This is a genomic window from Austwickia chelonae, from assembly GCF_003391095.1.
In the GTDB taxonomy this organism is placed as follows: Bacteria; Actinomycetota; Actinomycetes; order Actinomycetales; family Dermatophilaceae; genus Austwickia; species Austwickia chelonae_A.
Window position 1 is genome coordinate 2112336 of record NZ_CP031447.1, and the last position, 24973, is coordinate 2137308.

Consider the following 24973-nt stretch of genomic DNA (forward strand, 5'->3'; position numbering starts at 1 on the left):
CCTCATCGGAGTGCTCACGTCGGCGTCCTGCCGGGACGGTCGATCATTCAGGGTGTCGGCGGGGCTCGGTGTCACCACTGGACCGAATGATCCGTACGGCTTTGTCCACATCGTCGGTGAGATGCAGCAGGTCGACGTCACCTGCGGACATCGTCCCGGCCGGGACGGCCACTTCTCGCAGCCAATCCAACATGCCGCCCCAGTAGTCACTACCCAGCAGAACGATCGGAAAAGATGTCACCTTGCGGGTCTGTACCAGGGTCACCGCCTCGAAAAGTTCGTCCAAGGTGCCCATCCCGCCGGGAAGGACGACGAACCCCTGGGAGTATTTGACGAACATCGTCTTGCGGGTGAAGAAGTATCGGAAGTTGACCCCGAGGTTCACGAAGTCGTTCAGACCGTGCTCGAAGGGCAACTCGATACCCAGACCGACAGATATTCCTCCTGCCTGGGATGCACCGGCATTCGCCGCTTCCATGGCGCCTGGTCCCCCGCCGGTGATGACGGCATATCCGGCTTCCACCAAGGCTCGTCCCAGCTCCACCCCAGTTCGATACACCGGGTCTTCAGGGTGGGTACGAGCTGAGCCGAAGACACTGACCGCTGCGCCCAGTTCAGCCAGGCTGCCGAAACCTTCGACGAATTCCGCCTGGATGCGCAGCACCCGCCAGGGGTCGGCGTGTAGCCAGTCGGAGCGGTTCGCGGAATCGAGCAGACGCTGGTCCGCCGTGACATCCGGAATCTGATGACCTCGCAGGATCACCGAGCCGCGTTGGTACACCTCTTCGTTGCCCATCTACTCACGGTAACTCTGTGTCGATGGGCGAAACCGGCGTTCTGTCCTCCGCGTCTCCGAAAGGTCAGGTTCAGAGCGACGTCACATAAGGCAGATCCCTCAGGACCTCAGCAACGCCCTTGAGCAGCGCGACGTCCACATGGCTGGCTCGGCGCACCAACGCGATGTCCCGGTGAGGTGCGGGTGAGGCCATCCGTTTGACGACGATCCCGGCGTGATCAGCCACCGGCGGGCTGACGGCCAGTTCCGGCAGCAGGGTCATACCTGCTCCGGTGGCGACCATGTGCCGGAGGGTCTCCAGGCTGGTCGCCCGGAAACCGTCCCGCTCCTGCCCCCCGGATCGGGAGCAGACATCGAGCGCCTGGTCCCGCAAGCAATGTCCGTCCTCGAGCAGGAGAAGTTCCTGCCCGGCGAGAACGGCTGGCGACAGGGGCTCGGCATATTCGGCCACGGCGTGACCGTAGGGCACCGCCAGGAGGAAATCCTCTCGGAAAAGCGGCTCCCAGGCCAAGGACTCCTCGTGCAGAGGGAGTGCCAGCACCGCCGCGTCGAGAGATCCGGCCCGCAGCCGAGTGACCAGTTCGTTGGATTTCTCCTCCACCAGCTGCAGGTCGAGGCGAGGAAAACGTTCGTGCAGAGCCGGGATGACGTGGGGCAGGAGATACGGAGCAATCGTCGGGAAGAAACCGATGCGCAGGGTGCCGGACTCCGGGTCAGCCACGGCACGGGCGATCCTGCGAATCTGGTCGACCTCGTCGAGGAGATGACGAGCTCGAACGACGACCTCATGTCCGGCCGGGGTGAGAAGTACATTGCGCGCGCCTCGCTCGACCAGCGGGGTTCCCAGCTCTGATTCCAGTTTCTTGATCTGGGTGGACAAGGTCGGCTGGCTGACGAAGCAGGATGCGGCTGCACGGCCGAAGTGCCTGTGGTCGGCCAAGGCCACCAAATACTCCAGGTCCCGCAGGTTCATTCGTCCGTCTCCTCAGCTAGTGCGTCCCGCCGTCCGGCCGTACCCCTCAGCATCTCCCTGGCAGCTGTACGACCGATCGGCGGGGTGGGTCGACCCTCTCCGGGGAGTGGACCGAGTCTGCATACGGTGGCAGCCGGGGCCAGAACCGGCTGCCACCGCAGGTGTTGGCGCGATACTCAGCTCTGAGCGGCAGGTGAGCTCGTGCGGATGAGGTGGTCGAAGGCCGACAAGGCGGCGGTGGCTCCGGTCCCCTCCGCGATGAGAATCTGCTTGTACGGGACGGTGGTGCAGTCACCTGCGCCGAAGATTCCAGGAACATTGGTCGCGCCACGGACGTCGGTGACGATCTCACCACGCTCGGACAGTTCCACAGCGTCCTTGAGCCATTCGGTGTTGGGGAGCAGGCCGATCTGCACGAAGATGCCCTGCAGGTCCAGGGTGCGGGTCTCCCCGGTCGTGCGGTCCTCGTAGGTGAGTCCGGTGACCTGGGTGCCGTCGCCCAGGACCTCGGTCGTCCGGGCGCTCATGATGATGTCGACATTGGGCAGGCTCTTGAGCTTCTCGACCAGCACTTCATCGGCGCGCAGAACGTCGAGGAACTCGATGACGGTGACATGGCCGACGACTCCGGCCAGGTCGATAGCAGCTTCGATCCCGGAGTTGCCCCCGCCGATGACAGCGATCCGCTTGCCCTTGAACAGGGGGCCGTCGCAGTGCGGGCAGAAGGTGACGCCCTTGTTGCGGTACTCCTCTTCGCCGGGGACGCCCATGTGACGCCAGCGTGCGCCGGTGGCCAGGACAACGGTCTTGGCTTTCAAGGCGCCGGTGCCGAATTCGACGGTGTGCAGACCGCCGGTCTCACTGGCGGGGATCAGCTTCGTCGCAACTGGCCCCTTGACGAGGTCGACCTCGTACTGGGTGACGTGCTGTTCGAGGTTGGCTGCGAAAGTGGGCCCTTCGGTGTAGGGCACCGAGACGAAGTTCTCGATCGCCATCGTGTCCAGGACCTGTCCGCCGAAACGTTCGGCGACGAGTCCGGTACGGATGCCCTTGCGCGCGGTGTACACCGCGGCCGAAGCTCCGGCAGGGCCACCTCCGACGACGAGGACCTCGAAGGGCTCCTTCTCGTTGAGTTTGGCGGCGGCTCGTTCAGCAGCACCGGAGTCGAGCTTGGCGACGATCTGAGCGGCGTCCATGCGCCCCTGGCCGAAGAGTTCGCCGTTGAGGTAGATCGCGGGCACGGCGAGGATGTTCTTCTCGGTGACCTCGTCCTGGAAGAGCGACCCCTCGACGGCGGTGTGCCGGATGTTGGGGTTGAGCACGGCCATCGTGTTCAATGCCTGGACCACGGCCGGGCAGTTCTGGCACTCGAGGGACATGTAGGTCGTGAACTCGTAGGTGCCTTCGAGGGATTCGATGGCAGCGATGGTGTCCGCGTCCTCTTTGATGGTGTGGCCGCCAACGTGCAGCAGGGCCAGCACCAGGGAGGTGAACTCGTGCCCCAGCGGAAGGCCTGCGAAGGTCACCTTGATGTCCGTTCCGGCACGGACGATGTCGAAGCTGGGGTGGCGCAGGTCGGTGCCGTCGTACCGAGCAGTGACCTTGTCGGAGAGCGCAGCGATCTCCTCGAGCATGGCGCGTAGGTCCGCCGACTTGGGTCCTTCGCCGAGTGTGGCGACCAGTTCGATGGGCTCTTTCACCATCTCCAGGTAGGTCTTCAGTTGATCCTGCAGGTCCTTGTCCAGCATGACTCTCCTCGGTCGGGACGGCGGTGCGCGGGCAGGGGTCATCGCCCGTCGGCGGGTATCCGCAGCGGTGAAAGGTAGGTGGTCAGGTGATGCGATCGTCAGTCGTCGTGAGGTTCCGGGAAGGACCCGGCCCGACAGGGCGGATGACGAGGCGTAGGTGGCCGCGGCGAGCGTTGCGTCGGGACGCTCGCCGCGGCAGGTGGCCACGAGGGCCGGTGGGAAGCTCTCGGGTCAGATCTTGCCGACGAGGTCGATCGAGGGCTTGAGGGTGGTCTCACCCTCCTGCCACTTGGCCGGGCAGACCTCGCCCGGGTGTGCGGCGACGTACTGGGCGGCCTTGACCTTGCGCATGAGCGCGTCGGCCTCGCGACCGATGCCCTCGGCGGTGGTCTCGATGTACTGGATGATGCCCTCGGGGTCGACCAGGAAGGTGGCGCGGTCGGCCAGGCCTGCGCCCGGGCGCATGTTCTGGAAGTTGTTGGTGATCTCACCGTTGGCGTCACCGAGCATGTAGTACTTGATCTTGCCGATGGTCTCGGTGGTGTCGGCCCACGCCTTGTGCACGAAGTGGGTGTCGGTGGAGACCGAGTAGACCTCGACGCCGAGCTTCTGCAGCTCTTCGTAGTGGTCGGCCAGGTCGCCCAGCTCGGTGGGGCAGACGAAGGTGAAGTCGGCCGGGTAGAAGAAGAAGATGGCCCACTTGCCCTTGACGTCGGCGTCGGAGACCTCGACGAATTCACCGGCCTTGTAGGCAGTGGTCTTGAACGGCAGGATCTGGGTGTTCATGAGCGACATGGGTAGTGCTGCTCCTTCGTGGTCTCGGGTGAGCTTTCGATAAGAACTTTATATCGAAAGAAACGCAAATGCTAGGCAGCATCGATCGTTTGTGTGGATACGGACCATAGGGGAAAGCTATGATCCGCAACCTTGCACACCGCAATCTTTCCCCCATGACGACCGATCCATGCCCTCACGGATCTCTCGACTCGACGAGCGGTCAACGGGGACCTACCCATCACCCCTCCTGATCCCCACCCAACCAGCGAACCAAGGAGGATTCAGCAGTTCTCAACTGGGACAGCGGAACTCGCTCATCATCCTTATGAGCCAACAGCGGATCGCCCGGACCGAAGTTCACCGCAGGAACCCCCAGCGCCGAGAACCGCGCGACGTCCGTCCACCCCTGCTTCGCCGAGACCCGCACTCCCAGGGCCTCCACGAAAGCCTGCGCCACCGGACGATCCAGCCCAGGGCGAGCACCCTCGGCCAAGTCGACCACGTCCAAGGCATACTCCGGGAAACACTCCCGAAGGTGGGCCACCGCTTGCTCTCCCGACAGATCGGGCGCGAAACGGTAATTCACCAACAAAGACGCCTCATCGGGAATCACATTGTTCCCCGAGCCGCCGGAAATACCCACCGCAGACAGCCCCTCCCGATAGATCAGACCGTCCACCTCCACCGTCCGGGCCTCGTAGGACGACAGGAAGGACAACGCCGGAGCCAACTTGTGCACCGCGTTCTCCCCCGTCCATGGGCGCCCCGAGTGCGCAGCGACTCCCGAAGCGGTCAGCCGCACCCGAAGCGTTCCCTTGCACCCACCTTCGACCTCGGCACACGTCGGCTCCAACAACACTGCAAAATCTGCCTTCAACAGATCCGGGTGCGTCAGCGCCATTCTCCTCAAGCCGTTCCGCTCCGACTCCACTTCCTCACAGTCGTAGAAGATATAAGTGACATCCCGATTCGGCTCGATGAGCGTAGCGGCCACACGCAGCTGCACCGCGACCCCGCCCTTCATGTCGACGGTCCCCCGGCCCCACATCTGCGGGGCGCCCTCCTCATCCGCACAGATCCGGGTCGGCAGATTGGGCGGATCGGTCAAGGGCACCGTGTCCAGATGTCCTGCCAAGATCACCCGTTCTGCCCGCCCTGCCTCCGTGCGCGCCACCACCACATTCCCCGACCGGGTCACCACAAGATGGTCGTACTTGCGCAGTGCCACCTCCACCGCATCCGCCAAAGGCCCCTCCTGGCCACTGACAGAAGCGATATCGCAGATCGCAGCGGTCAGATCCACCACATCGACTTCAAGATCCAGATCTGTCATACCGGTCAACCTAGCCCGATGTCCGCACTGATCAAGCCTCAGCGCGAGTGCAGACAACTCCTCTACGCTTGGGCGTCATGACTACGCAGCGCGCCGCGTGGGGCTGGGGCCTCGCGACCACTACAGAATCAGGCACGATCCTCGACACCTGGTACCCCGCACCCGAGCTCGGTGAAGCACCCGAGGACAGCCCTCACGCTGCACCGGTAGAACTCGCCGCCCTGGAGAAGACCGACCCCCGACGCGGGGTGCACACCACCGTCGTTCAGACCCGTATCGACCTGGACACACCCCCGGCCGACACCTCCGACGCCTACTTGCGGCTGCACCTCATCTCCCACCGCTTGGTCGAGCCGAACAGCATCAACCTGGAGGGTATTTTCGGAAAACTTCCGAATGTCGTCTGGACCTCGGCCGGCCCCTGCTCCCCCGAGGGCTTCGAGACGACCCGCGCTCGGCTGCGCGCCGACGGGCCGGTAGCCGTCTACGGTGTCGACAAATTCCCCCGCATGGTCGACTACGTACTACCCACCGGGGTCCGCATCGCCGATGCCGACCGGGTCCGCCTGGGCGCTTACCTCGCCGAAGGCACGACCGTCATGCATGAAGGCTTCATCAACTTCAACGCAGGCACTCTCGGGCATTCCATGGTCGAAGGTCGCATCAGCCAAGGCGTAGTCGTCGAGGACGGCTCCGACATCGGTGGCGGCGCCTCCACCATGGGCACACTCTCCGGCGGAGGAACCCAACGCGTCCGCATCGGGAAACGTTGCCTGCTGGGCGCTGAATCAGGGTTGGGTATCGCACTGGGCGACGACTGCGTCGTCGAAGCCGGTCTCTACGTGACCGCAGGCACGAAGGTCACCTTGTCCGACGGTCGCATCGTCAAAGCCCGTGAGCTCTCCGGCCAGTCCGGGCTGTTGTTCATCCGCAATTCCGTCTCCGGCACCGTGGAGGTCCGTTCCCGGAATGGTCACGGCATCCAGCTGAACTCCGCACTACATGCGAACGACTGACTCCTGGGGGTCTCCCGGCTGGGGGGTCGCTGAACCGCAGCGGCCCTCCCGCCGGTCCCGCCGTCACCGGTTCATCGCAGGGATGGGTGTCCTTGTGCTGACTGCCACCGGCGGGGTCTTCGTCTACCACCTGCTGGACAGTGGATTCATCGGGCCGCCCCGATGCACCTTCACCAACCAGCGAGGCGCCGAGTTCGACCTGACTACCGAACAAGCCCGACATGCCTCGACGATCTCAGCCGCCGCCAGCCGCCGCCAGATGCCCCCCAGAGCAGCCACCATCGCTATCGCCACCGCGATGCAGGAATCGAAATTACGCAATCTCACCGGAGGCGACAGAGACTCCGTCGGACTTTTTCAACAGCGGCCCAGCCAGGGGTGGGGAACCATCGCCCAGATCCGCGACCCCGTCTACTCCACCGACAAGTTCTACGACGGCCTGGTCAAAGTCCCCGGCTGGCAAGAAATGCCCCTGACCAAAGCAGCCCAGAAAGTGCAGCTCAGCGGGTTTCCCAATGCTTATGCACAGCATGAGACCCCGGCAGAGGCCTATGCCGCCCCACTCACCGGTGTCCGCCCGCTCAGCATGACCTGTTCGCTGGGCAAAGCCGAAACCGGAGCATCAGCCGACGACGTCCAGAAACAGCTCCTGCGGGAGACCGGGCTCCGCGCTCAGATCAAGAACAACGCCTTGGTCCTCGAGCCAGGAAGCAAACGGGCTGCCGGCACAGCAGCTACCTGGGCGCTGGCAGGAGCCGACGAATTCGGGATCTCCGAAGTCAGGCTCGGCAAGAAGATCTGGAAACGAGAGGCGTCCTCGGATGCTCCGGCCTGGTCTGATCATGGTGATCCGGCCTCGGAGAACGCTGTCCGGATCACCATGATCAAGCGCTGACTGCCAGAGCACCCACGGTCAAGTCCTGACGGAGCCGACGAGTCGAGAAGCCGCAGCAGCGATCCGCTCGTCGGTAGCCGTCAGGGCGATCCGCACATGCTGCGACCCACCTGCACCGTAGAAGGACCCCGGCGCTGCCAAGACGCCCATCCCGGCGAGAAAGTCCACCGTCTTCCAGCAGTCCTCGCCACGCGTGACCCAGAAGTACAGCCCGGCTTCGGAAGCCTCGATCTCGAAACCCGCTTCGAGCAGAGCAGGTAGAAGCACCGAACGACGCAACGCATAGCGTTCCCGCTGCTCAGCCACATGGGTGTCATCGGACAAGGCGACCCGCATCGCTTCCTGGACCGGAGAAGGCATCATCATCCCTGAGTGACGGCGCACCTCCAGCAGTCCTGCGACCAGAGCTCGGTCGCCAGCGACAAAAGCAGCCCGATAACCACCCAAGTTGCTTTGTTTGCTCAGCGAATAGCACACCAACAGCCCGGTGTGGTCACCGCCGCAGACCCGAGGGTCGAGCAGGCTCGGCACCGCCGTCGGCGCACCCACGACCGCATCAGGCAGGTCTTCCCTCCAGTCGAGCTCGGCGTAACACTCATCGCCGACCACGACTGCACCCCGACGCCGAGCCCAGGCCACCATCTCAGCCAGCTCTTCGACACCGGTCACTTTTCCAGTGGGATTACCCGGGCTGTTCACCCAGATCAACGAGGGAGCGTCAGCAGCCTCTGCCGGCCCGAGCTCAGCGACCCCGTCGAAAGGGAAAGGCGTCGCCCCGGCCAAACGGGCACCCACGTCATAGGTCGGATAAGCAATCGACGGGAAGGCGACAGCATCACCAGGTCCGAGCCCCAGCAGCGTCGGCAGCCAGGCCACCATCTCCTTGCTCCCGATCGTGGGCAGCACACCTGCCGGATCGAGCCCAGCCACCCCCCGGCGCCGCTCGAACCATTCCACGACCGCTGCCCGCAAGGCAGCAGTGCCATGCGTCTGTGGATACCCGTGCGCGTCAGCAGCCTCGGCCAGAGCCCTCCGGATCACCTCCGGAGTGGGGTCGACCGGGGTTCCCATCGACAGGTCGACGATGCCCTCAGGGTGCGCTGACGCCTGCCGTTTGGCAGGAGCAAGCGTGTCCCACGGGAAATCAGGTAGACCGAAGCGCTGAGCGGGCGAGAGACCACCCAAGGTCTTCCCGCCCGCCCGCTGCGATGCCGCGCTCACTCGCCCTGAGGGGGCAGAGCCGAGATCAGCGGGTGGTCCTTGCCGATCTTTCCGAGCTTAGCCGCACCACCAGGGCTGCCGAGGTCGTCGAAGAACTCGGCGTTCGCACCGGTGTAGTCGGTCCACTCGTCCGGGACGTCGTCCTCGTAGAAGATCGCTTCGGTCGGGCATACGGGTTCACAGGCCCCGCAGTCCACGCATTCGTCCGGGTGGATATACAGCGAACGTTCGCCCTCGTAGATGCAGTCGACGGGACATTCCTCGATGCAAGCCTTGTCCTTGATATCGACGCAAGGCTGAGCGATGACGTACGTCATGGGATAGGTCCTCCTGAACTGGTATGACGCCAGACACAGTATCCCCCCCAAGGGCCCTGTTGTGGAACGGGCCCGTGATCAGGAAACACCGATTCGTCACAAATACTCTTGCAAGACCTCATCGGCGAATCCTTCCACCAGGAAAGATCAGCCGCAGGTCACCGCAGGCACCGGCGCATAACGCGTGAAGATCTCGTCACGACGTTCCTCCCGCCCCTGCACCATCAGCACCCGCCGCACCGTGATGTCGAAACCGGGCTGTAGAGCCCTCGCCCGGCATCCCGCAGAACGGTCCCGGACAGCCTCCGGCCGCGTCACCTTCGTCGGCCGTAATGCCGTCACCGTCGTCTCGGTGTCCGGAGGACCCCATAAGACGACATCGACCGAGGTTCCACTCGTCCGAGCGGTGACCAACACGCCGCCCGCCGCGTCCGCGGAGAACGAGACGTCCGGGCCGTCCGAGCCGACCCTGGCGTCCAAACCAGCGGACAGCCCCGGCACATAGGAGGAGAACGCCGTCCGCGGTCCCATCAGCAACCCCGCGCGAAAAGCCGCCTCGTGGACCGCCGAAGCCACCTGCCCGACTCCACCGTCGTCCTGTTTGCCGATGCCCGGAAGCGTCCCGGCCGTCGCGACAAAACCTCGATCTGCTGTCCGAGCGCCCACCGTCGCATTGAACGAGAACGGCTTGCCCGGAGCGAGTACCGTACCGTCCAACAACTTCACGGCCTGCCCCGCATTGGCCAGCTTCCCGCTCTCCGTATCAGCGGAGAAACGCACCGATGCCCGGCCGATCTCCGAAGAAATCCGATAACCGGAGACCTCCCCCGCGGTCAACGTGGGAGCCAAGGGCACCGACTTCACCTCGGCTCGACGCGGCGACCCCGTCAACGCCTTCGTGATCTCGGCCACCGCGGAAAGACCCTCGATCTGCGAACCCGCCCGTTCCGGCACCACCACGGGACGTAGCCCATCCACCCGGACCGTCGCATTCACCGGCGGACGTTCCAGAGCCGGACCGACCGACCGCAGAATATCCACGATCTCCTTTTCCCCCACCTTCAAGGACAGCGCACCGCCCTCCTCGGCCATGCTCAACGCCGGTGCGAACTGCACCGGTTGCACCGTGACCGTTCCCCCCGCAGCCACCACCTCCACCGGCCCGGCCACAGCCTTACGCGCCACCGCCTCCACCGCCTGGTCGAACACCTCCACCGGCACCCGGGGCGCCTGCTCCTGCACCACTCCACGCACCGCAGGGGCCTGCGGCCACCGTTCCTCTACCGCGCGCGCCGTCGCCGCGAAATCCACCGTTCGTCCCGCCACCGGACGATCAGCGACGACTGCGGCGGCAGGAAAGGTCACCGATCCTTCCTTCACCGGCCGTTCCACCTGGGCTGCGGCCGAGGCCAAAGCAGTTCGCAGCACCGCTTGATCGACGCTTGAACGCACCGGGACGTCGAAGCCGCCCCGCAGTCGTCGCCATACGGTCGTGGGATTCAGCTGAAGTCCGGTGACCTGAGAAACCGTCGCGATGCTGTCGATACGGACGCCGGACTGCCGCGGTGAAAGCATCACCGTCTGGTCCGCCAGCCGTACGCTCAACGGCCGACGCTCCCATCGGGGGGATGCGCTCTCGATCCGTTGCCGAGCACTCTCCGGGTCCAGGCCTCCGATCTCGATGCCTCCTGCGGAGACCCGGTCCGGCACATCACGTCCGGCATACCAGGCCAGCAGTACGTAGGCGGCGCTCAGGGCTGCTACAGCGATGGAGACCCAGGCCACTACTTTCATCCATGGCCTCAGCGGGTCCTCCTGTCCGTCCTCACGGGGGCGGAGCCGTCGTTCGGTGAAGAAAGCGACCGGACCCCGAGCAGGAAAACGTGGTCGGCCTCCCTTCGTCATCTCTGACGGGTCCGGGGTGATTCGAGCTGTGCCGGCGCTTGGCGTCTCGACCGGGGTGTTCGCGGCCACAGGCGTCTGTGCGGGGCCGCCGACCGCTTCCCGCTCAGGCAGTGGCTCCTGGGCGTCGGGGCTGGGTCGACGGCCTTCAGTCATCTCAAGCTCCGATATTCCCCGCGATAGAAGACCAGTGCCTCATCCGGATCGTCCGGAGCGGACAGGGAAACGACCTCGCCCACCACGATGGTGTGGTCCCCGGCCGGATGGGTCGCGGTGGTTCGGCACTCCAGATGGGCCAGGGCGTTCGTCAGCAGAGGAACCCCGGTGGACTCCCCCGCGTGGTGCGGGATCCGGTCGAGTTGCCCGGCCAAAGGCCTCCCGGGAGAAGCCAACCAGTCGGCTACTGCCCGGGAGTGATCGGCCAGCACGCTGACCCCCCACACCCCGGAGGAAAGGATGGCGTCGTGGAACCGCGAGTCCTGATGCACACACACCAAGATCTGCAAGGGTTCCAAGGACACCGAGGTCACCGAATTCGCCGTGATCGCGTGCTCGTGACCAGCGCATCGGGTGGTGACGACGGTGACGCCCGTGGCGAAGCGACCGAAGACACGTCGGAAAAGACCGACATCGACGAAAGCAGGACCGTCGCTGCTCTCGATCGGTGGCTGGACGCCGCTGGGTCCTGGCATCAGACCAGCACCGTTCATGGCGCCATCCGTGGGTCGACGTCCTCGTCCAACCCGGCCCGGGCCAGGAAGGCCCCGGTTCCGGCGTCCAGTGGCGTGAACGACTCGATATCGCTCAGCCGAGCGGCGATGTCATTCGACAGGGCGTACCAGCCTTGCCCGACACGGACCTGCGTCTCATGGCAGCGCAGCGCCTCATTGCGTCTGCGCAGCGCCTCGGTGCTGCCGCGTACGTCCCAAGCCACCAGTCCATCGTCCACCACTCCTGGCGGAAATGCTTCTCGAGATCCGGGAACGATCAGACCAGCATCCGTGGGAGTGTGTTTCGCGACCCAGGCACGATCTGCGCTGGCCTGGCTGCGGCGGACCACGACGGCCCACAACGCCGGGCGTTCCTTCGGTGGCAGAGTGGTGACCGCAGCGCAGGTCGCCTCGTAGACCCGGACGTGGTCCGGATGGGAGTACCCTCCGTGTGGGTCGTAGGTCACGACCACCTGGGGACGCAGCGCCCGAAGGTGGTCGGCGACGGCAGCGGACACTTCAGGAAGGGGCGCCCGGCACAGTGCCCGAGGGTGTTCCATCGACGGGCTGCCGGCCATCCCCGAGTCACGGTATTTGGCTCGCCCAGGTCCGAGGACCGATTCCCCCAGGACGTGTTCGATGACGCCCAGCTTGTCCATCGCCGCCCTGAGTTCGACCCGCCGACGGGCTTCCAGCCCGCCCTCCTTGTCGGCGGTGAGATGGGCCAGGTCAGGGGGGATGACCTCACCCTCGTCGCCCAAGGTACAGGTCAGGACGTGGACATCGTCTCCGTCGATCACACGTTGGGCCAGGGTGACGCCGGTGGCGAGAGTCTCGTCGTCGGGATGGGCATGCACGAAGAGGAGCGTGCGCCGGGTCTGTTCGCTCATGATCTCACCACGGTAGCGGGATCGTGCCCGATCCGCCCACGCCCTCGCCCTTACACGCTTCCTGGGCAAACCGTTCGCCCCTCCTGGCCCCGTCCCGCAGTCGATGCGTCGTCCGGAGAAGGAAGTCGACACGGCCGGTGGGCACGACCCCGCATCTGCGGGTTCAGTCCCTCTGGCCCCGATCTGACGGCGTCCCGGGACGTTCGTGCGGTGGCGCCGGGAAATCAGTGGGTCCGGAAGGACCGTCGATCACGGTCCGACCCTTCGACGAGGCACCGGCCGAGACGGATCTGCCGCTCTGGAATCCGCGGTGCCCTTGTCTGGGATGCGGCAGGTGGGGCACCCGCGGCTGCAACAGTGGCCGGTCGTGGACCGGGTGCGCCGGTGGGACATTCGGTCCGATCTCGTCGACTGCGCTCTCGACCTGCGGCAAATTGTGGGTTGCCCGGAAGCGTGACCGGTCAACCGCCAGAATCACCACGAAAGCGGCCGCCGCCGCGATGGCGAAACGCCACCAGGGTGAGATGTCCGGTCCGGTCGACAGCTGGACCACCGCCGGAGCGATGAGCACGGCCACCAGGTTCATCACCTTGAGCAGCGGGTTGATCGCCGGCCCGGCGGTGTCCTTGAAGGGGTCGCCCACGGTGTCCCCGATCACAGTGGCCGCATGGGCATCCGACCCCTTGCCGCCGTGTGCGCCGTCTTCCACGATCTTCTTGGCATTGTCCCAGGCTCCGCCGGCATTCGCCAGGAAGACCGCCATCAGCACGCCCGCACCGATCGCTCCGGCCAAGAAGCCGGCCAGGGCACCGAAGCCCAGCGAAAAACCGATCACCACCGGGGACAGCGCTGCCAGCAGCCCCGGAGTGGTCAGCTCCCGCAGGGAGTCCCGGGTGCAGATGTCCACCACTCGCCCGTACTCCGGTTTCTCGGTACCGGCCATGATCCCCGGATGCTCCCGGAACTGACGACGTACCTCCAGCACGATCGCCCCGGCCGCCCGGGTCACCGCGTCGATCGCCAACCCGGAGAACAGGAAAACTACAGCGGCACCGGCCATCAGCCCGACCAGTGTCGGCGGCTCGACCACCGAATACGCCGCGAGGCTGCCGACGGTCTCCACCCCGGAGGCCCGCAGCGCGGTGATCACTGCGTCGTTGTAGGAGCCGAAGAGTGCAGTGGCTGCCAGCACCGCAGTCGCGATGGCGATGCCCTTGGTGATGGCCTTCGTCGTATTACCCACGGCGTCGAGGTCGGTCAGCACTCGAGCCCCGGCCTCGTCGACATCCCCGGACATCTCGGCGATGCCCTGGGCGTTGTCGCTGACCGGACCGAAGGTGTCCATCGCGACGATGACCCCGACGGTGGTGAGCAGGCCGCATCCGGCCAGCGCGATCAGGAAGAGGGAGACCACGATCGATCCGCCGCCGAGCAGATAGGCCGCGTAGACCGCGATCCCGATGATCGCTGCGGTGTACACCGCGGACTCCAGACCGACCCCGATCCCGGCGAGGACCACAGTGGCCGGTCCGGTCACCGAGGTCCGGGCGACATTCCGGGTGGGTTCGCTCTGGGTGCCGGTGAAGTGGCCGGTGATCGCCAGGATCACCGCCGCCAGGACGATGCCCAGCAGGACCGCCAGGAAGGACACCAGTCGTGGGTCCCTTCCCAGCACGGCAACCTCGGCCGAGACTCCCGCCAGCTCGCTGAAACTGCCCGGCAGATACACATAGGCGGCGATGCCGCAGGTGACCGCGGACACCGATGCTGCGATCAGGAAACCCCGGTTGATGGCGGTCAGTCCGTTCTCCCCCGGCCGGGAACGCGTCGCCAGCACTCCCAACACCGCGGTCAAGGCCCCGATCGCGGGGACCATCAAGGGGAAGACCAGGCCCTGCTCGCCGAAAGCCGCCCGTCCCAGGATGAGGGCAGCCACCAAGGTCACCGCGTAGCTCTCGAAGAGGTCAGCGGCCATACCGGCACAGTCGCCCACATTGTCACCGACGTTGTCGGCGATGGTCGCGGCGTTGCGGGGGTCGTCCTCCGGAATACCCTGTTCGACCTTCCCGACCAGGTCGGCACCGACATCGGCGGCCTTGGTGAAGATCCCTCCGCCGACCCGCATGAACATCGCCAGCAGCGCCGCGCCGAAGCCGAAACCTTCCAGGACAGCAGGCGCCTGGGTCCGGTAAAGCAGCACCACCAGCGCCGCACCGAGCAGCCCCAGCCCGACGGTGGCCATCCCTACCGCTCCTCCGGTGCGCACGGCGATCCGGAAACCCGGTGCACGTTCACCGTCGCGGGCGGCAGCGGCGACCCGGACATTGGCCTGCACGGCCAAGGTCATTCCCAGATACCCGATCGCAGCGGAGAAACCGGCCCCGATGACGAAGAAGACGCTGCGTCCGGCTCTGATCGACCAGTCATCCGCCGGAAGCAGGAACAACAGGGCAAACACCAGGACGACGAAACCGGCCAAGGTGCGCATCTGACGATTCAGATAAGCAGAAGCACCTTCTTGGACGGCACGGGCGATCTCGCCCATACGTTCCGTTCCGGTATCACATTTGAGGACTTGCCCTCGAAAAACTGCACCCACGATCAACGAAGCAGCGGCCATCACCGCCACGACACCGATGATCATCGAGCTTTCCGCCCCGAAAGAAATAGTCGACGCCATTGTCGCCTGGAACATCATGCCCCCTCTGCATCATGTGAATTTCTGCACGATACCCGGCTTGGCCGCATTGCCCTGTCATTGAAAGATGAGCGGCACTTTTCCCTCGGAGGAACGGCATGAAAAAAGAGCCTGCCGTCAGGCCGAGTCGTTGAAAACGATCTCCGGCCCGACGGCAGGACCCCTCAGCGTGTCGTCACAGCACCTTCTCGGCAGCGGCGACGATCACGCAGGTGGTCAGCACCTTCATCGCCGCAGTGAGGTCTTCGACGGTGGGGAAGCTCGGCGCGATCCGGATATTGGTGTCCTGAGGATCGACCCCGCCGGGGAAGGTGGAGCCGGCCGGGGTGAGCGCCACGCCGGCTTCCTTCGCGAGCGCAACGACGCGGGCGGCGGTCCCGGGGAGGACGTCCAGGCTGACGAAGTAGCCTCCGCGGGGTTCGGTCCAGGTGGCCACGCCCAGAGCCGACAGGTCCTCGGCGAGCGCTTTGTCCACGATGTCGAACTTCGGAGCCAGGATCTCCTGGTGCTTCTTCATGTGTGCGATGACCCCGTCAGCATTCTGGAAGAAACGCAGGTGTCGGAGCTGGTTGATCTTGTCCGGGCCGATGGCCCGCATCTCGTCCCGAGCGAGGAACCAGCTGACATTCGCCGGGGACGACCCGAAGAACGAGATTCCAGAGCCAGCGAAAGTCACCTTCGACGTCGACCCGAAGACGAATGCCCGGTCGGGATTACCTACGTCTGCACAGGCCTGAATGATCGGTGTCAAATGATCGTGCTCGTCGCTGAGGTGGTGGATCGCATAAGCATTGTCCCAGTAGATCCGGAAGTCGTCGGCCGCTGTCGGCATCGAGGCCAGCCGGCGCACCGTCTCCTCCGAATAGGTGACACCGGTCGGGTTGCTGTACTTAGGGACGCACCAGATGCCCTTGATCGTGGGATCCGCAGCGACGAGCCGCTCGACCTCGTCCATGTCCGGGCCGTGGTCGGTCATCTCGACGGTGTGCAGCTTCACGCCGAGTTCGTCACAGACCGCGAAATGGCGGTCGTAGCCTGGCGACGGTGCCAGGAAGGTCATCTCGCCGAAGCGCCACGGTCCACTCCCACCAGGCAGGGCGTGGAAGAAGGAGGAGGAGATGCACTGGTACATCAGCGCCAAGGAGGCATTGTCACGCACGACCATCTGGTCGGCCGGGATGTCGAGCAGAGGGCCGAAGATCTCGCGCAGCTCGGCCAGGCCTCGCGGGACGCCCCCGTAGTTGCGCAGGTCGCCCTCGACCGAGGTGGAGTAATCCCCCGCACCTGGCAGGGAGAGCAGTGCCTCGGAGAGATCGAGCTGGTCCGTGCACGGCTTTCCTCGGGTGATGTCGAGTTTGAGCCCGGCCGTCGCATATTCCTCATAGCGACGGCGCGCGTCCTGCGCGACCGCAGCCAGGGCTGCTACGTCAACCTGTGACATGGTCTTCCTCCCAAGGGTTCGAATGCACTACCGGGTCCAACGCTACTCATCTCTGAGCCGCACCCCCAGCTGATGCCCCCGTTCGGGCGACGCGATGACATCCGGTGGGAGACTGGGGCCCACCACCGGCACGGAGGAGGACCCCCGAGATGGCGGACGCACAGGACGTCCCGGATGCCACCGAGATCTCCCGGGCAGTACGTTCGGGTGGATGGACCGCCCGGGAGGTCGCCGAGGCAGCGCTGGTCCGGATCGGCGAGCGAGACCAGCGCCTCAATGCCGTCGAACAGATCCTCACCGCACGGGCCCGCGCCGATGCCTGTGCGGTCGACGCCCAGGAAGCAGCTGCACGAGGGCCACTGGCCGGGGTGCCGGTCGCGGTCAAGGCCGAGAACTCCATTGCCGGTGTCGTCACCACCTGCGGTGGACTGACCGGGGAGTCCCCGGCCGAGAGCGATTCCGAGGTGGTCCGTCGGCTACGTCGTTCCGGAGCTGTCCTGGTGGCGACCACCCGGATGCCGGAGTTCGGTCTCTTCCCCTTCACCGAAGGCGCCTGGGGTGCCACGGCGAACCCCTGGTTGCGGACCCATTCGCCTGGCGGAAGCAGCGGCGGCTCAGCGGCGGTGGTCGCCTCCGGAATGGTCCCGGCTGCGATCGGCGGGGACGGCGGCGGCTCGCTGAGAATCCCTGCGTCTGCGTGCGGCCTTGTCGGCCTGAAACCGGTCCGTGGTCGGATCAGTACGTCGCCTTCGCCGGACCTATGGGGCGCATTGGGCACGCTCGGCGTGTTGACCCGTACGGTCGCCGACAGCGCGCTGCTCCATGATGCTCTGCGAGGTGAGACCCCCCTCGACCGCTATGCGGCAGTAGATCCGGCGGAGTCCTTCGTGCAGGCTGCAGCCAGGGAGCCCGGGTCGCTCCGTATCGGGTGGTTCACCCGGTCTCCTTGGCCGGGGGTTCCGGTGGACCCGCGCATTTGTCGGCTGCTGTCGGCAGTGGTCGATGTCTTGTCGGCGGCGGGGCATCGCCTGGTCCACCTGGGCGGGCATTGGCCGGACAGCTCTGGTCCCTTCATGGCCCTTTACTACGCGGGAATGCGGGCAGCGCTACGCCGAGCAGATCGTCCGGATCTGGCAGAGGCCCGCACGCGTGCGGTCGCTCGTTCCGGCGCTTGGGTGCGCCCGCTGGTACGGCTCTCGGCGATCAAGTCGGCAGGCAGGCTGGAGAAGGAGGTCCGCCGCGAGTTCGCCGAGTACGACCTTCTGCTCACTCCGACTCTGGCCGCATTGCCTCCCCGGCTCGGGCAGTTGGGTTCGGCGGGCGCCGCGAGGTCGTGGCAACGTTCGCTGCCTTTCGTCGCCTTCACCACCTTGGCGAATGTGACTGGACATGCAGCGATGTCCTTGCCTGCTGGGATGGTGGACGGACTTCCTGTCGGCGTACAGCTCTACGCCCCCGATGGCGATGAGACCCGGTTGTTCCCGATCGCCAGGCAGTGGGAATGGCTACGTCCTTGGCCGAGAACGGCTTCCGATGGCGGGGGTCCGTTGCTGTGACCGTGTGGTTGCACCCCTGACATCCGTCACGGGCAGACCGTGCGAAATCTCAGCGGTGTCAAGACGCTCTGACGGGCAGGCTGTGGCCCATGGAGAATTCCACCGACGCAGTCACCGTGACCGGGCTGTACAAGACTTTCCGGCGACGCAGAGAAACCCCTGTCGAGGCGGTGCGCGGCGTCGACCTACGGATCGCCTGCGGCGAGATCGTCGCTCTGCTCGGGCCAAATGGTGCCGGGAAGTCCACCCTGTTGGACATGATCCTCGGCTTTGCCCGCCCTACCGGCGGGACGGTGTCTGTCCTGGGCGGTTCTCCGGCTTCCGCAGCTGCGTCCGGACGGGTCGGCGCGCTCTTGCAGAACGGCGGCTTGTTGAAGCAGTTGACTGTCGGCGACACCCTCGCGATGGTCGCGTCCTTGTACGGCCGGGCCGGGGAGATCCGTTCGGTTGCCGAGCGGGCTGGGGTCGACGGGTTGCTACGGCGTAAGGTCGGATCGTGCTCGGGGGGTGAAAGACAGCGGGTGCATTTCGCTCTGGCGCTACTGCCTGATCCCGATCTGATCGTTCTCGACGAGCCGACTGTCGGGCTTGATGTCGCGGCGAGGAAGAAGTTCTGGGCTGTATTCAGGTCCGAGGCCGAACGGGGTCGGACCGTGGTCTTCGCGACCCACTATCTCGCCGAGGCCGACGCAGAGGCACGACGCATCGTTCTGATGAAGGCGGGGCGGATCATCGCCGATGGCACCCCGGCCCAGGTCAAGGCCACGGCATTGGGCCGTACCGTCCGGTGCACGGTGGGCCGCGATACCGATACGCACCTGGCCACATTGCCTTTCGTTCATTCACTTGACCGCCGCGGGCAGGTGCTCACGGTGCGTACCGGCGATTCGGATGCTCTGGCCCGGTATCTGTTCCTCCACTGCGATGCCCACGATGTGGAGATCCTTCCGTCCTCGCTCGATGACGCTTTCCTCACCCTGACCGGAACGGAGCAGTGACGATGCTTGCAGCGACCTCTGCTCTCGCCATGTCGGAACAGGGCCGTCCGGGGCGTCTCAACTGGACCTATCTGCGGGTCGAGACAGCCCGCGCACTCCGCGACCCGTGGATGCTCTCGTTCTCACTCGTGATGCCGGTCGTGCTGTATCTGTTGTTCGGTGTCGGTCCGGCATATGCCCATCTAGATGTCGGTCGGGGTGATGGAGCTGGCCTGGTCGCGGCGAATATGGCTCTTTTCGGGTCGATGAGCGCCGCGGTGAATGTTGCCGGTGCCGTCGCCGCTGAACGTGGCATCGGATGGCATCGCCAGCTACGACTCACTCCTCTGCGTGGATTTTCTTATGTGACAGCAAAATTCATAAGCGCATCAGTGGTGAGCCTGGGCGTCGTCACCGGAGTGCTGGTGACAGCATTCGCCACCGGCGCCCGGCTTGATCTGGCGGTCACTCCGACAGTGTTCGTCATCGCCTGGGTGGGCGGCAGCTCCCTCTTCGCTGCTTTCGGCTTGGCAGCGGGTTTCTGCTTCACCGGAGAGTCGGTTCTCAGCATCATCGGCATGTTGACGAGCGTCCTCGCCTTCCTCGGCGGCCTCCTCGTCCCACTTTCGCTGCTGAGCGACTTCGTGCAGGAGCTCTCCCCGTTCACCCCGATGTACGGTCTGCATGACATGATCGAATGCAGTGTTCGGGGAGTTCCTTGGGAGTCCGTCTCCGTGCTCAATGTCCTGGTCTGGTTCAGTTTTTTCACCGGGATCGCGATATGGCGTTACAGGTCCATCGCCGCCCGCCCCTGACGGCACCTTACGGTGGGCTCATGAGCACCGGCATGGCGAAGAACACCGACCTCGCCCTGTTCAGGAAACGTCGTGACCGCATCCAGGCCGTTTACGCCTGTGCTTTCCTCATCTTCCTTCTTTTCCCCTTGTCATCGGCCTGGCGTCTCGGCGGTCTACGCGGATATTCCGCATGTTTACTCCTGGGTGTCTTCACGGTCTGGTACGCCGGTGGATATCTCGGAGCATCCGGCCGAGGGTGGGCGACGGCCAGGTGTGGGACCACGCTCTGGCTTGTCGGACTAGCCGCCCTATGTCTGGGAATCACTGCTCTGATCGGTGCGTCCGGGCTGAACACCACCCCGTTCATCACCTGTGGAGCTGCCGCATTGCTACCGACCCGGCCAGCTGTCTGGGCCACCGCGGCAACCGGGACGACAGCCTTCGTCATCTTCCTGTTGTTGGGCGTCGCCCCGCAATGGGCTGCGGCTCACACCGCCTGGACGATCTTCCTGGCCTTCACGGTCTGGGGGTCGACACTGATGTTCCGTCGTCAAGAGGCCTTGATGAGCCTCCGGGAGGAGAAGGCCTCGCTCGCGGTCGAGCTCGAAAGGCACCGGATGGCACGTGACCTTCACGACATCCTGGGACACAGTTTGACCGTCGTTGTCGTCAAGACCGAGCTCGCCGGTCGTCTGGTCGAAGCGGACCCGGCCCGGGCTCGTCGTGAGCTGGCCGACGTCGAGCGACTCTCTCGAGAAGCGCTTGCCGAGGTGCGCAGCACCGTGGCGGGCTACCGGACACTCTCACTCGCCACCGAGTTGTCCCGAGCCAGAAAGACCTTGGTCTCCGTGGGCATCGGCACGGAGATCTCTGGTTCGCCGGACGATGTCCCGATCGGCTTACAGGACGTTTTCGCGTGGACGGTCCGGGAGGGAGTCACCAATGTGGTCCGACACTCGGGTGCCCGAAGCTGCCGGATCGCTGTGGGCCTTTCCTCGATCACCGTTCACGACGACGGTCACGGCGTGAGCGGTGACACCGTGGTGAAAGGCAACGGTCTGACCGGTTTGAGTGAGCGAGCCCGTCAGGTCAGCGGCCAGGTAACCGCCGATTCCGGCGGACCAGGATTCACCTTGTGCCTGTCCGCCACGACCGAGGAGCCATCATGACGGTCCGTCTGTTATTGGCCGACGACCAAGCTCTGGTCCGGGGAGCGATGGCCGCACTGTTGTCGATGGAGTCCGATCTGGAGGTCGTCGCAGAGGTGGGTCGCGGCGATGATGTTGTCGACGCGGCCCGGGAGCATCTGGTGGATGTCGCCGTTCTCGACATCGAGATGCCGGGGTTGGACGGGTTGAGCGCGACGGCCCTGCTGCGGGAAGCTTTACCGGAGGTTCGCGTACTGATTGTGACGACTTTCGGCCGTCCGGGTTATGTACGCCGCGGCCTGCTGGCCGGTGCGGGTGGTTTCGTGGTGAAGGACACCCCTGCCCGTGAGCTGGCCGATGCGGTACGTCGGGTGCACGCCGGTCTGCGGGTCATTGATCCGGGACTCGCGATGGACTCGATGATCGCCGGGGAATCTCCGCTCACCGCGAGAGAAACCGATGTTCTTCGAGTCGCTACAGCCGGGGGCTCGGTCTCCGATATCGCCCGTTCCTTGTTCCTTTCGGAGGGGACGGTACGCAATCACCTGTCAGCGGCCATCGGTAAGACCGGTGCCCGTAACCGTGCCGAGGCGATCCGGATCGCGGTAGACAACGGGTGGCTGTGAGGATTCCTATCTCGTCCTCTTCGAAGCCCCCTGCCCGGAGGCTTCGGCCGCGGCGAGGACCAGCGCTCGGATCTGCGCAGTGATTGCTGTGCGATTGGCCTCGAAGGTGGGATTGCTCAGTTCGTCGCGGTCGGTGTCGCTCAGCCCGTCCAGGATCGGGGTGTGCAGGTGTCCGCCAGGAAGTTCGAGACCTAGGGCGTCCCGCAGCAGAGTCGCCCGGTAGGCGATCTCATTGGACAAGTAGTCACCTCCTGCACCGGATCGGGCTATGGATCCCGGAGTGGGACCCTTCGGTCGCGTGGCGCCGGTGCTGGGTGGCGCCGGGCAGTTCTTGGTGACCGGCTCAGCCGGGGTTTTTCCGGGGAGCTCGACGACCTCGGTGTGGTCGTAGACGGGAAAAGGTCCGGTCTTCGCGGCGATCATCCGGTCGATCGGGAGGGTCGACCAGGTCCACTGCGGCTGCGGTCGCATCGTCGGCAGACCGGAGGCGATCGGGGCCATTCCTCGATAGCAGGCGTCTTCGTTGTCCGGGAATCCTCCACGCCAGGCTCCGTTGTAGCGTTCGAGGTCGATTCGTCCCTCGCGCCCTTGGCTGGTGGTCATCCACAGGTCGATCTGGTTGCGCTGCGTCTTCAGATGAGGGAGGAGTGCGTTCTCGACCATGCCGTCGCTGAAGTCGCGCCAGCGCACGGGGAAGATCGCGGCTTCGATGCGCACCGGTCCGGTCGGGGTCTGCAGAGTCTGACCGTCGAGAGCGAGGGCGCTGGCTCCGGAGGGATTGGCCTGTCGGATGTCATTCCAGAGCATGAAGGGGTCGAATCCGGTGACCAGGACTTTCTTGGTTCCTGGGGTGCGCGGGAAGGCGAGATCTGCTTGTCCTCGGCCGATCCGGTCGACGGCAGCGATCAGGGCCTCCCGCTTCGTGTCTTCAAGCGGAATGGCCGGTGCCCATCGACGTAGATGGGCGGTCATCGACAATCTGGTCCAGTAGAGCGGGCGGTCGTCTCCTGCGCTGAGCGCGCCTGCAGCAATCCTTCCCTGGGCCCGGTCGACGGCTCGACGCCACAGCTCGCGGGAGGCTGCGGTGGTGATCCGAGTGGCAGCAGCCGGATTTGTCGTCCGGCAGATGTCGGTGGTGAATCGCCGGAGCAGCTCGTCGAAACCGCCGCCGCTGATGAGTCGTGCGGCTTCAGGTCGGTTCAGGAATTTTTCTTCGGCGGTGAGAGGCTTGGTCGCGTCCAGGCAAGCCGATTGTTCGACGGCGGCGGAAACCTGGCTGATCGGCCCGAGAGCCGGGCTTGCCCCGGTCAGCCCGAGTGCTCCGGCGAGTAGCACCCTCAGAGCGGCATGTACAGTCATGTCCGAACCCCTCATTGACTCGAAACCTGTTCTATAACAGGATTTTTCATCGAAACCTGAGGAATTCGGGCCCTGCGCGGCAGGCAATGTACGAAATCGGCGTGGAAATTTTTCCGTCACCGCGCCGCCGCGTTCGACCGGGTCAGCCTCGCTTGTGGTTCATGGATCGCACGACCGCGTCACCGATCATCTGCACGGCCTGCACCACCACGATGAGCACCACCACGGACGCGAGCAGTACCGGCCCGTTGAACCGTTGATAGCCGTAGCGGATCGCGAAGTCACCGACTCCTCCCCCACCGATGGCCCCCGCCATCGTCGAATACCCGATGAGGGTGACCAAGGTGAGGGTTCCCCCGGCGACAAGCCCTGGCATGGCCTCCGGGATCAGCACCTTCCGCACGATCTGCCAGGTACTGGCACCCATCGACTGCGCCGCTTCGATCTTTCCCTGGGCCACCTCCCTGACCGCTGATTCCACGACGCGGGCGTAGAACGGGATCGCGCCCACCGCCAAGGGCACGATCGCGGCGGTCGCCCCGTAGGCAGTCCCGACCACGAAACGGGTGAACGGGATCAACACGATCAACAGGATCAAGAAGGGAAGGCTACGGGTGAGGTTCACGACCGCTCCGAAGACCTGATGGAAGATCCGACGGGGAGTCATGCCGTCGGGGGCTGTCAATCGCAGCCCGATCCCGGCGACCATACCGAGGACGAGAGTGATCAGGAAGGCCCACAACGACATCCAGGCGGTCTCGCCCAGCGCGGCGATCAGTTCGGGCAGGGCCTCGGTCCACGAGGTCGACTTCATGCTGGCTTCACCGTGACTCCCCGGTCGCGAAGGTACGTGGTGACGGTCTCGTCAGGGACCTTTCCCGGGCGATAGACGACCCTGAGGCGCCCCACCTGGTGGCCGGCCACCCGCTCAAGGGTCCCACCCAGGACGGACAGCTCGACCCCCAGGTCGGTGGACAGCCGGGACAGGGTCGGCTCCACCGCCCGCTCATCGGCGAAAGCGAGGGTGAGATGTCGACCTGGAACGGACAGATCGTGCTCACCGGTCGGCAACAGGAATTCCGCGAGACGCGAGTCGGGGTCGGCCACGAGCTCCAACAGCGGTCCTTGTTCGACGAAGCGGCCGGCTTCCATCAGCGCTGCCGAGTCACAGATCCGACGAACGACCTCGGCTTCATGGGTGATCAGGACGACGGTGACACCGGTGGCCTCGTTGACCGCTTTGAACAGATCGAGGATCTGTTCGGTGGTCGCCGGGTCGAGCGCACTCGTCGCTTCGTCGGAGAGCAGCACCGACGGACGAGCGGCGAGTGCACGCGCGATACCGACCCGCTGTTTCTGCCCGCCGGACAGCTCGGAAGGGTATTTGTCACCACGGTCGGCGAGCCCGACCAGGTCGAGAAGTTCGGCGACACGTGCAGCGCACTCGGCCCTGCCCGTCCCGGTGACTTCGAGGGGAAAGGCGATGTTCTGTGCCGCGGTCCGGCTGGACATCAGGTTGAAGTGTTGGAAGACGGTGCCGATACGTTGCCGGGCGACCCGCAGGTCGCGGTTGTTCGTCGAGGTGAGGTCGAGACCGTCGACGGTGATGCTGCCCGAAGTGGGGCGTTCGAGCAGGTTCAGGCAGCGCAGAAGGGTGGTCTTCCCTGCTCCGCTGCGTCCGAGGATGCCGAAGATCTGGCCGGATTCGACGGTGAGGGAGATGTCGTCAACGGCGGTGACGGCTGTTCCTCGGTCGGAGTAGATCTTGGTGACATGGTCGAGAGTGATCATCG

The 24973-nt window shown here is 65.1% G+C and carries 22 protein-coding genes; 7 read left to right on the plus strand and 15 right to left on the minus strand.

Annotation, left to right across the window (positions count from 1 at the left end):
- Window positions 1-43: 43 nt before the first annotated feature.
- The 5 genes from DX923_RS09245 to dapE form a co-directional block, all read right to left on the minus strand.
- Window positions 44-796: a TIGR00730 family Rossman fold protein gene (locus tag DX923_RS09245; RefSeq protein WP_116114322.1), complete on the minus strand. Its 753-nt coding sequence runs from the start codon at window positions 794-796 to the stop codon at window positions 44-46.
- A gap of 70 nt (window positions 797-866) precedes the next feature.
- Window positions 867-1769 (minus strand): LysR substrate-binding domain-containing protein, encoded by a 903-nt coding sequence (locus tag DX923_RS09250; RefSeq protein ID WP_116114324.1) that lies wholly within the window; start codon window positions 1767-1769, stop codon window positions 867-869.
- Between the two features lie 176 nt (window positions 1770-1945).
- Window positions 1946-3517, minus strand: a complete 1572-nt coding sequence (gene ahpF, locus DX923_RS09255) for an alkyl hydroperoxide reductase subunit F (RefSeq protein ID WP_116114326.1) — start codon at window positions 3515-3517, stop codon at window positions 1946-1948.
- A 231-nt stretch (window positions 3518-3748) separates the two neighbouring features.
- Entirely contained in the window at window positions 3749-4312 is a 564-nt protein-coding gene (gene ahpC / locus DX923_RS09260) for an alkyl hydroperoxide reductase subunit C (protein ID WP_116114328.1), read from the minus strand.
- Between the two features lie 220 nt (window positions 4313-4532).
- Window positions 4533-5627, minus strand: a complete 1095-nt coding sequence (gene dapE / locus DX923_RS09265; protein ID WP_116114330.1) for a succinyl-diaminopimelate desuccinylase — start codon at window positions 5625-5627, stop codon at window positions 4533-4535.
- 77 nt (window positions 5628-5704) lie between these two features.
- Between dapE and dapD the strand changes: the two genes are divergently transcribed.
- Together dapD and DX923_RS09275 are read left to right on the plus strand one after the other, a co-directional pair.
- Window positions 5705-6643, plus strand: a complete 939-nt coding sequence (gene dapD, locus DX923_RS09270; protein ID WP_116114332.1) for a 2,3,4,5-tetrahydropyridine-2,6-dicarboxylate N-succinyltransferase — start codon at window positions 5705-5707, stop codon at window positions 6641-6643.
- Window positions 6644-6725: 82 nt separating this feature from the next.
- Window positions 6726-7538 carry a hypothetical protein gene (locus DX923_RS09275; protein WP_162872888.1) on the plus strand — a complete coding sequence of 271 codons (813 nt, stop codon included), beginning with the start codon at window positions 6726-6728 and terminating at the stop codon, window positions 7536-7538.
- 18 nt (window positions 7539-7556) lie between these two features.
- Here the strand turns inward: DX923_RS09275 and dapC are convergent, their stop codons facing one another.
- From dapC to DX923_RS09310, 7 genes are all read right to left on the minus strand, one after another.
- Window positions 7557-8723 (minus strand): succinyldiaminopimelate transaminase, encoded by a 1167-nt coding sequence (gene dapC / locus DX923_RS09280; RefSeq protein WP_240322831.1) that lies wholly within the window; start codon window positions 8721-8723, stop codon window positions 7557-7559.
- A 32-nt stretch (window positions 8724-8755) separates the two neighbouring features.
- Window positions 8756-9076 (minus strand): ferredoxin, encoded by a 321-nt coding sequence (fdxA, locus tag DX923_RS09285; protein WP_116114338.1) that lies wholly within the window; start codon window positions 9074-9076, stop codon window positions 8756-8758.
- Between the two features lie 147 nt (window positions 9077-9223).
- Complete coding sequence (locus DX923_RS16930) at window positions 9224-11134, minus strand: VanW family protein (RefSeq protein WP_116114340.1); 1911 nt, start codon at window positions 11132-11134, stop codon at window positions 9224-9226.
- On the minus strand, window positions 11131-11688 hold the full coding sequence (locus tag DX923_RS09295) for a flavin reductase family protein (protein ID WP_240322584.1): 558 nt from the start codon (window positions 11686-11688) through the stop codon (window positions 11131-11133). Before DX923_RS09295 ends, DX923_RS16930 begins: the two co-directional genes overlap by 4 nt.
- Window positions 11685-12578: an N-acetyl-1-D-myo-inositol-2-amino-2-deoxy-alpha-D-glucopyranoside deacetylase gene (mshB, locus tag DX923_RS09300; protein ID WP_116114342.1), complete on the minus strand. Its 894-nt coding sequence runs from the start codon at window positions 12576-12578 to the stop codon at window positions 11685-11687. The genes DX923_RS09295 and mshB overlap by 4 nt, the downstream gene beginning before the upstream one ends.
- 163 nt (window positions 12579-12741) lie before the next feature.
- Window positions 12742-15222: a sodium-translocating pyrophosphatase gene (locus tag DX923_RS09305; protein ID WP_240322585.1), complete on the minus strand. Its 2481-nt coding sequence runs from the start codon at window positions 15220-15222 to the stop codon at window positions 12742-12744.
- Between the two features lie 229 nt (window positions 15223-15451).
- On the minus strand, window positions 15452-16717 hold the full coding sequence (locus tag DX923_RS09310) for an aminotransferase class I/II-fold pyridoxal phosphate-dependent enzyme (RefSeq protein ID WP_116114344.1): 1266 nt from the start codon (window positions 16715-16717) through the stop codon (window positions 15452-15454).
- Between the two features lie 149 nt (window positions 16718-16866).
- Here DX923_RS09310 and DX923_RS09315 point away from each other — a divergent pair, with 149 nt between their 5' ends.
- From DX923_RS09315 to DX923_RS09335, 5 genes are all read left to right on the plus strand, one after another.
- Window positions 16867-18273, plus strand: a complete 1407-nt coding sequence (locus tag DX923_RS09315) for an amidase family protein (RefSeq protein WP_116114346.1) — start codon at window positions 16867-16869, stop codon at window positions 18271-18273.
- An 89-nt stretch (window positions 18274-18362) separates the two neighbouring features.
- Entirely contained in the window at window positions 18363-19271 is a 909-nt protein-coding gene (locus DX923_RS09320) for an ABC transporter ATP-binding protein (RefSeq protein WP_116114348.1), read from the plus strand.
- 2 nt (window positions 19272-19273) lie between these two features.
- The gene (locus DX923_RS09325) at window positions 19274-20065 is read left to right on the plus strand and encodes an ABC transporter permease (RefSeq protein WP_116114350.1); all 792 of its coding nucleotides are present in this window, start codon (window positions 19274-19276) and stop codon (window positions 20063-20065) included.
- A 20-nt stretch (window positions 20066-20085) separates the two neighbouring features.
- Window positions 20086-21216 (plus strand): sensor histidine kinase, encoded by a 1131-nt coding sequence (locus tag DX923_RS09330; protein WP_205413015.1) that lies wholly within the window; start codon window positions 20086-20088, stop codon window positions 21214-21216.
- Window positions 21213-21821: a response regulator transcription factor gene (locus DX923_RS09335; protein ID WP_116114354.1), complete on the plus strand. Its 609-nt coding sequence runs from the start codon at window positions 21213-21215 to the stop codon at window positions 21819-21821. The genes DX923_RS09330 and DX923_RS09335 overlap by 4 nt, the downstream gene beginning before the upstream one ends.
- A gap of 6 nt (window positions 21822-21827) precedes the next feature.
- Here the strand turns inward: DX923_RS09335 and DX923_RS09340 are convergent, their stop codons facing one another.
- From DX923_RS09340 to DX923_RS09350, 3 genes are all read right to left on the minus strand, one after another.
- Window positions 21828-23180, minus strand: coding sequence for a pyroglutamyl peptidase (locus DX923_RS09340; RefSeq protein ID WP_116114356.1), 1353 nt, complete (start codon window positions 23178-23180; stop codon window positions 21828-21830).
- 142 nt (window positions 23181-23322) lie between these two features.
- The gene (locus tag DX923_RS09345) at window positions 23323-23994 is read right to left on the minus strand and encodes a methionine ABC transporter permease (RefSeq protein WP_116114358.1); all 672 of its coding nucleotides are present in this window, start codon (window positions 23992-23994) and stop codon (window positions 23323-23325) included.
- Window positions 23991-24971, minus strand: a complete 981-nt coding sequence (locus DX923_RS09350) for a methionine ABC transporter ATP-binding protein (RefSeq protein ID WP_116114360.1) — start codon at window positions 24969-24971, stop codon at window positions 23991-23993. Before DX923_RS09350 ends, DX923_RS09345 begins: the two co-directional genes overlap by 4 nt.
- Between the last annotated feature and the right edge of the window lie 2 nt (window positions 24972-24973).

Bases quoted from the DNA above. Each gene is read 5' to 3' on its own strand.
- ahpC (WP_116114328.1), bottom strand. From the start codon at position 4,312: ATGTCGCTCATGAACACCCAGATCCTGCCGTTCAAGACCACTGCCTAC.
- DX923_RS09340 (WP_116114356.1), bottom strand. From the start codon at position 23,180: ATGACTGTACATGCCGCTCTGAGGGTGCTACTCGCCGGAGCACTCGGG.
- fdxA (WP_116114338.1), bottom strand. From the start codon at position 9,076: ATGACGTACGTCATCGCTCAGCCTTGCGTCGATATCAAGGACAAGGCT.
- DX923_RS09320 (WP_116114348.1), top strand. From the start codon at position 18,363: ATGGAGAATTCCACCGACGCAGTCACCGTGACCGGGCTGTACAAGACT.
- DX923_RS09295 (WP_240322584.1), bottom strand. From the start codon at position 11,688: ATGAACGGTGCTGGTCTGATGCCAGGACCCAGCGGCGTCCAGCCACCG.
- DX923_RS09310 (WP_116114344.1), bottom strand. From the start codon at position 16,717: ATGTCACAGGTTGACGTAGCAGCCCTGGCTGCGGTCGCGCAGGACGCG.
- DX923_RS16930 (WP_116114340.1), bottom strand. From the start codon at position 11,134: ATGACTGAAGGCCGTCGACCCAGCCCCGACGCCCAGGAGCCACTGCCT.
- DX923_RS09250 (WP_116114324.1), bottom strand. From the start codon at position 1,769: ATGAACCTGCGGGACCTGGAGTATTTGGTGGCCTTGGCCGACCACAGG.
- DX923_RS09335 (WP_116114354.1), top strand. From the start codon at position 21,213: ATGACGGTCCGTCTGTTATTGGCCGACGACCAAGCTCTGGTCCGGGGA.
- DX923_RS09325 (WP_116114350.1), top strand. From the start codon at position 19,274: ATGCTTGCAGCGACCTCTGCTCTCGCCATGTCGGAACAGGGCCGTCCG.
- ahpF (WP_116114326.1), bottom strand. From the start codon at position 3,517: ATGCTGGACAAGGACCTGCAGGATCAACTGAAGACCTACCTGGAGATG.
- dapD (WP_116114332.1), top strand. From the start codon at position 5,705: ATGACTACGCAGCGCGCCGCGTGGGGCTGGGGCCTCGCGACCACTACA.
- DX923_RS09350 (WP_116114360.1), bottom strand. From the start codon at position 24,971: ATGATCACTCTCGACCATGTCACCAAGATCTACTCCGACCGAGGAACA.
- dapE (WP_116114330.1), bottom strand. From the start codon at position 5,627: ATGACAGATCTGGATCTTGAAGTCGATGTGGTGGATCTGACCGCTGCG.
- DX923_RS09315 (WP_116114346.1), top strand. From the start codon at position 16,867: ATGGCGGACGCACAGGACGTCCCGGATGCCACCGAGATCTCCCGGGCA.
- DX923_RS09245 (WP_116114322.1), bottom strand. From the start codon at position 796: ATGGGCAACGAAGAGGTGTACCAACGCGGCTCGGTGATCCTGCGAGGT.
- mshB (WP_116114342.1), bottom strand. From the start codon at position 12,578: ATGAGCGAACAGACCCGGCGCACGCTCCTCTTCGTGCATGCCCATCCC.
- DX923_RS09345 (WP_116114358.1), bottom strand. From the start codon at position 23,994: ATGAAGTCGACCTCGTGGACCGAGGCCCTGCCCGAACTGATCGCCGCG.
- DX923_RS09330 (WP_205413015.1), top strand. From the start codon at position 20,086: ATGAGCACCGGCATGGCGAAGAACACCGACCTCGCCCTGTTCAGGAAA.
- DX923_RS09275 (WP_162872888.1), top strand. From the start codon at position 6,726: ATGGGTGTCCTTGTGCTGACTGCCACCGGCGGGGTCTTCGTCTACCAC.
- DX923_RS09305 (WP_240322585.1), bottom strand. From the start codon at position 15,222: ATGATCATCGGTGTCGTGGCGGTGATGGCCGCTGCTTCGTTGATCGTG.